Genomic DNA, 4,588 nt, shown 5'->3' with positions numbered 1-4,588 from the left:
CCGACAGCCGTTATGCGCATGAATTTTGGGTATCCCATCGCGCCGAACTCATCCGCATTGCCGCAATGGATATTGAACGGATTGAGGCCGAGCGCGATTATATGCGGCTGCATACTGGCGGGCGCAGCTATTTGTTGCACCAGACAATCTCGACGCTTGAACAACGGCTTGACCCCGAACAATTCCAGCGCATCCACCGCAGCCATATTGTGCGCCGGGACCTGATTACCGGGCTGCGCCATGAAGGCGGCGGCGTGTGGCATGCGTTGCTGGGTGAGGACCTGTCGATGCGCATCGGACGCAAATATCTGGCAGAGGTCAAACGGCTCGCCGGGAAATAGCAAACTCCGGCTTTGTTTAGATCAGACCCGCAAGCGGGCTGGACGGATCAGCATACATCCGCCGACCCATGCGGCCCGCCAAATAGGCCATACGACCTGACTGGACGGCCAGCTTCATCGCTGTCGCCATAGCAACGGGGTCTTTGGCTTCCGCGATAGCCGTGTTCATCAACACACCATCGCAGCCCAATTCCATGGCCACCGCCGCGTCAGACGCCGTCCCGACACCAGCGTCGACCAGTACGGGCACTTTCGCGCCCTCGACAATCAAGCGGATCGTCACGCGGTTTTGAATGCCAAGCCCCGAACCAATCGGCGCGCCCAATGGCATCACCGCGACTGCGCCGGCATCCTCAAGCTGCTTGGCGGCGATGGGATCATCGACACAATAGACCATTGGCAGAAATCCATCCTTCGCCAATATTTCGGTCGCCTTCAATGTTTCGCGCATATCGGGGTAAAGCGTTTTCGCTTCTCCGAGCACCTCAAGCTTTACCAGGTCCCAACCGCCCGCCTCACGCGCCAGACGCAGCGTGCGGATCGCGTCGTCTGCGGTAAAGCAGCCTGCGGTGTTCGGCAGATAAGTATATTTCTTCGGATCAATATAATCCGTCAACATCGGCGCTTTGGGGTCCGAGACGTTTACGCGGCGCACGGCCACCGTGATTATTTCAGCGCCCGATGCCACCAATGCGGCGGCGTTTTGTTCGAAGTCCCTATATTTGCCGGTCCCGACGATCAGCCGCGATGTGAAATGGCGCCCAGCGACGGACCAGCTATCATCTTGCCCGCCGCCCACAAAATGGACGATTTCTAACACATCACCGTCGGCCAAGTGGACATTTTCCAATGTAGAACGCGGCACGATTTCAAGATTGCGCTCGACCGCGACCTTGGCCGGATCCAGCCCAATATCGCGGACAAGGTCGGCAACGGTCGCCCCGGCCCGAAATGGCCGCGGATCGCCATTCAGCGTGAGGGAGATAGAATCGGTGGTAAGGGAAGAGGTCATTTCATCTCGCTATTTTTATCGACGCGCATATAGTGCCGGAACGATGCGGTTCGCAACCGCTGCTTTGACAATATCAGGGGACGTCCTTTGGCGGATAAGCCGATAATCTTTGTTCTGAATGGACCAAATCTCAATTTACTCGGTACCAGAGAGCCGGAAATTTACGGCACAGATACGCTTGATGACATTGCCGGACATCTGGATGACCGCGCGCGGGCAGCCGGCGCGTCTATCGATTTTCGTCAGTCAAATCATGAAGGGCATCTCGTCGATTGGCTGCAAGAGGCTCAAGCCGTCGGCGCCAAGGCGGTGTTGTTGAACGCGGCAGGATACACCCACACCTCGGTCGCGATCCTTGATGCCATAAAGGCCATCAATGTTCCGGTTTTCGAGGTACATTTGTCTGATCCGCACAAACGCGAAGCATTCCGGCATTTAAGCTATGTCAGCATGGGCGCAAAGGCGGTGTTTGCAGGTCATGGCGCAAAGTCGTACGAACTGGCGCTAGACGCGGCGTTGCAAGTTTGACATTAGGCGCATCATTGCAAGTTTAGGGGCCAAGGAGTTTTAAATGGCGGCGAAAACAGGAAATAGTGGCAGCATGCAGGTCGATACGGACCTTGTCCGCGAACTCGCGGCCATGTTGAACGACACCGGTCTCAGCGAAATTGAGGTTGAGGACGGCGAGCGCAAAATTCGTGTCTCGCGGACCATGACTGCGGTTGCAGCGCCTATGGCGGCAGCGCCCGTTGCGGTTGCGGCCCCCGCTGTGGCTGCGGCCCAAGAAGCCGCAAGCGCGCCAGCGACTGCAGCCAACGCCTTGAAATCACCGATGGTGGGCACCGCTTATCTAACACCTGAGCCCGATGCCGCGCCGTTCATCAGCGTTGGTCAGCAAGTGAAGGCCGGTGACACCGTCCTGATCATTGAGGCGATGAAGGTCATGAACCCAATCATCGCGCCAAATGCAGGAACGGTTACCGCGATTTACGTCGAAAGCGGGCAGCCTGTCGAATTTGACCAGCCATTGCTGGTGATTGCTTAACCCATGGCAATCGAAAAAATCCTTATCGCCAACCGCGGCGAGATCGCGCTGCGCATTCACCGTGCGGCGCATGAAATGGGGATCAAGACCGTTGCCGTGCATTCGACGGCGGATGCCGACGCCATGCATGTGCGCCTCGCCGACGAAGCGATTTGCATCGGACCGCCATCTGCGACCGACAGCTATTTGAATATTCCGGCGATTATTTCAGCCGCGGAAATCAGCCATGCTGACGCCATCCATCCCGGCTATGGCTTTCTGTCGGAAAACGCGCAATTTGCGGAAATCGTTGAGAGCCACAACATCAAATGGATTGGCCCCAAGCCCGAACATATCCGCACGATGGGTGACAAGGTTGAAGCGAAGCGTTCGGCAGGTGCGTTGGGTTTGCCCCTTGTACCCGGCTCTGACGGCGCAATTGAAGATGTCGCCGAAGCCAAAGCAATTGCGCGCGAAATCGGATATCCGGTAATTATCAAAGCGGCGTCCGGTGGCGGTGGCCGCGGCATGAAGGTCGTCAATAGCGAAGAAGAGCTTGAGACCCAAATGCAGCAAGCAGGGTCCGAAGCAAAAGCCGCCTTTGGTGATGCGACGGTCTACCTCGAAAAATATCTTGGCAACCCGCGCCACATTGAATTTCAGATTTTTGGCGATGGCAATGGCAATGCCGTCCATTTGGGCGAACGCGATTGTTCGCTACAACGGCGTCACCAAAAAGTGCTCGAAGAAGCGCCCTCGCCCGTTCTTGCGACCGCTGAACGTGATCGCATGGGCAATATCTGTGCGAAGGCTATGGCTGACATGGGCTATCGCGGCGCCGGTACCATCGAGTTTCTGTGGGAAAATGGTGAGTTCTATTTCATCGAAATGAACACCCGGCTTCAGGTCGAACACCCGGTCACCGAAATGATTACCGGCATCGACCTCGTCCGCGAACAAATCCGCGTCGCCGAAGGAAAGCCGCTTTCGTTCAAGCAAGAAGATGTGACCTTCACAGGCCATGCCGTCGAATGCCGGATTAACGCCGAAGACCCGCAAACCTTCATGCCGTCACCGGGAACCGTGTCATGGTATCACCCACCCGGCGGCTTGTATGTCCGCGTCGATAGTGGCCTGTATCATGGCTATAAAGTGCCGCCATATTATGACAGCATGATCGCCAAGCTGATCGTATATGGTCAGACCCGCGAGGGCTGCCTGATGCGGCTGCGCCGTGCGCTTGGCGAATTTGTGATTGAAGGCATGAAGACGACCATTCCGCTGCATCAACGGTTGTTGGAAGAGCCCGATTTCCAAAATGGAAATTATACGATCAAATGGCTTGAAGAGTGGCTGGCGAAAGACGCAAAATGATCCTCTCCCGCCGGGAGGTGGCTTTTGGGCTGGCGGCACTGCCGCTGGCCAGCTGCGTTCCGGTTGGTCCCGACGGCGATGTGTCGTTCATCCCCGCCAATGCCGCAGCCCGGATTAAAGCGGACGATCCCAAGCGCCTGATCGAGTTGGTCACACTCGACCCTGCGATCAAGCTTGATATGCGTTATGCGACCGCCAACAATTTCACTGGGCGGGTGCTGTATGACGAAGCGCGCGCCTTTTTGGCCGCCCCTGCCGCCCAAGCGGTCGCCCGTGCAAGCAAAGCAGCTCAGGCCGATGGCTTTGGCCTGACAATTTACGACGCCTATCGGCCGTGGCGGATAACCAAAAAATTATGGGACGCAACGCCGGTTGGGCCCAAGAAAGAATATGTGGCGAACCCCAAACGCGGGTCCAAACATAATCGTGGCTGTGCCGTCGATTTGACGTTGCATGACCTGCGCACCGGACAGCTGGTCGAAATGCCAACAGAGTTCGATGATTTTTCCGAAAAGGCCCATCGCGATTATATGGGAGCCACCCCGGCAGCATTGGCCAACCGTGCCCGCTTACAAGGCTATTTGGAAGCCGAGGGTTTCGTTGGCCTTTCCAACGAATGGTGGCATTTCGATTTCACCGGCTGGGAACAGTTCCCGGTCATGGACATACCGTTTAACAAAATCATGTAACGAACCCGTGCATAAACATAAGAGAGGTTTTTTGATGTTCCGTAAGATATTACTCGCTGGTGCAGCTTTATGTGTTTCAGCCCCTTCGTTGGCAGCGACTCAAGCAATCATTGTCGGCAATCTGGTGCCCGATGCGGCAACTGGCCCA

General features: G+C 56.4%; 6 protein-coding genes. 5 read left to right on the top strand and 1 reads right to left on the bottom strand.

The features are described from left to right. Window positions 1-341 (top strand): LytTR family DNA-binding domain-containing protein (locus ACILQA_RS09985; protein ID WP_395629557.1); only part of this gene is annotated, 341 nt, incomplete at its 5' end. Between the two features lie 16 nt (window positions 342-357). Here ACILQA_RS09985 and thiS read toward each other — a convergent pair. Further along, a complete protein-coding gene (gene thiS, locus ACILQA_RS09980) occupies window positions 358-1,353 on the bottom strand; it encodes a sulfur carrier protein ThiS (protein ID WP_395629556.1) in 996 nt (331 codons plus the stop codon). A gap of 87 nt (window positions 1,354-1,440) precedes the next feature. Between thiS and ACILQA_RS09975 the strand changes: the two genes are divergently transcribed. The 4 genes from ACILQA_RS09975 to ddpX are packed head-to-tail and all read left to right on the top strand — an operon-like array spanning window position 1,441 to window position 4,440. Next, the gene (locus ACILQA_RS09975; RefSeq protein WP_183941886.1) at window positions 1,441-1,881 is read left to right on the top strand and encodes a type II 3-dehydroquinate dehydratase; all 441 of its coding nucleotides are present in this window, start codon (window positions 1,441-1,443) and stop codon (window positions 1,879-1,881) included. Between the two features lie 43 nt (window positions 1,882-1,924). Further along, on the top strand, window positions 1,925-2,398 hold the full coding sequence (gene accB, locus ACILQA_RS09970) for an acetyl-CoA carboxylase biotin carboxyl carrier protein (RefSeq protein WP_395629555.1): 474 nt from the start codon (window positions 1,925-1,927) through the stop codon (window positions 2,396-2,398). Window positions 2,399-2,401: 3 nt separating this feature from the next. Then, window positions 2,402-3,751, top strand: a complete 1,350-nt coding sequence (gene accC / locus ACILQA_RS09965) for an acetyl-CoA carboxylase biotin carboxylase subunit (RefSeq protein ID WP_395629554.1) — start codon at window positions 2,402-2,404, stop codon at window positions 3,749-3,751. Continuing rightward, the gene (gene ddpX / locus ACILQA_RS09960) at window positions 3,748-4,440 is read left to right on the top strand and encodes a D-alanyl-D-alanine dipeptidase (protein ID WP_395629553.1); all 693 of its coding nucleotides are present in this window, start codon (window positions 3,748-3,750) and stop codon (window positions 4,438-4,440) included. Before accC ends, ddpX begins: the two co-directional genes overlap by 4 nt. Window positions 4,441-4,588 lie beyond the last annotated feature (148 nt).

This window comes from Sphingorhabdus sp., from assembly GCF_044239005.1.
Lineage (GTDB): Bacteria > Pseudomonadota > Alphaproteobacteria > Sphingomonadales > Sphingomonadaceae > Sphingorhabdus_B.
This window is presented reverse-complemented; position numbering and strand designations above follow the sequence as displayed.

What these genes read in the sequence shown, in the direction of transcription:
- ddpX (WP_395629553.1), top strand. Translation starts at nt 3,748, where the DNA reads ATGATCCTCTCCCGCCGGGAGGTGGCTTTTGGGCTGGCGGCACTGCCG.
- thiS (WP_395629556.1), bottom strand. Translation starts at nt 1,353, where the DNA reads ATGACCTCTTCCCTTACCACCGATTCTATCTCCCTCACGCTGAATGGC.
- accC (WP_395629554.1), top strand. Translation starts at nt 2,402, where the DNA reads ATGGCAATCGAAAAAATCCTTATCGCCAACCGCGGCGAGATCGCGCTG.
- accB (WP_395629555.1), top strand. Translation starts at nt 1,925, where the DNA reads ATGGCGGCGAAAACAGGAAATAGTGGCAGCATGCAGGTCGATACGGAC.